This window comes from Pseudomonas psychrophila (assembly GCF_001043005.1).
GTDB classification, from domain to species: domain Bacteria; phylum Pseudomonadota; class Gammaproteobacteria; order Pseudomonadales; family Pseudomonadaceae; genus Aquipseudomonas; species Aquipseudomonas psychrophila.
The window spans coordinates 1-679 of record NZ_JYKZ01000062.1 but is presented as its reverse complement, the minus strand read 5'-3'; the positions used below and the strand labels follow the sequence as shown (position 1 = coordinate 679).

Annotated in this window: 1 protein-coding gene; it reads right to left on the bottom strand. The window is 59.9% G+C overall.

The genetic code is table 11. From position 1 onward, the window contains the following. Positions 1-2: 2 nt before the first annotated feature. Positions 3-679: DNA gyrase C-terminal beta-propeller domain-containing protein (locus TU76_RS24065; protein WP_048352659.1), on the bottom strand; the 677-nt coding region annotated here is incomplete at its 5' end.

Below are 679 nucleotides of genomic sequence, written 5' to 3'. Positions count from 1 at the left end.
GCTTACACCTGCGGTGCTTCTTCGTCAGCGCCAGCGTCTACTGGTTGCTCGCATTCAAGCTCGACACCCTCCTCGCCTTCACCTTCGAGTTCTTCACCCTCGACTTCCGACGGTTCCTGAACGCGCTCCAGCCCGACCAGCGTTTCATCACTGGCAAGCTTGATCAGGGTGACGCCCTGAGTGTTACGCCCCAGGCTTGACACTTCGTCGACACGAGTACGCACCAGAGTGCCCTGGTCGGAAATCAGCATGATTTCTTCCCCGTCCTGAACCTGAACCGCACCGACCAGACGGCCATTACGATCGTTGCTGACCATGGCAATAACCCCCTGACCGCCACGCTTGTATTCAGGGAACTCGCTGATGGCCGTGCGCTTGCCGTAACCACGCGCCGAAGCGGTGAGGATCTGGCTGCCTTCTTCAGGGATCAGCATCGAAATCAGCTTCTGCCCTTCCGGCAGACGCATGCCGCGCACACCGCGAGCCGTACGGCCCATGGCACGTACGTCGGATTCCTTGAAGCGTGTCACCTTGCCACCATCGGAGAACAGCATGACTTCGCGCTCGCCATCGGTGATGGCAGCACTGATCAGCACGTCGCCTTCGTCCAGTTCCAGCGCGATCAGACCGACGCTGCGTTGACGGCTGAAGGATTCCAGAGGGGTCTTCTTCACGGTGC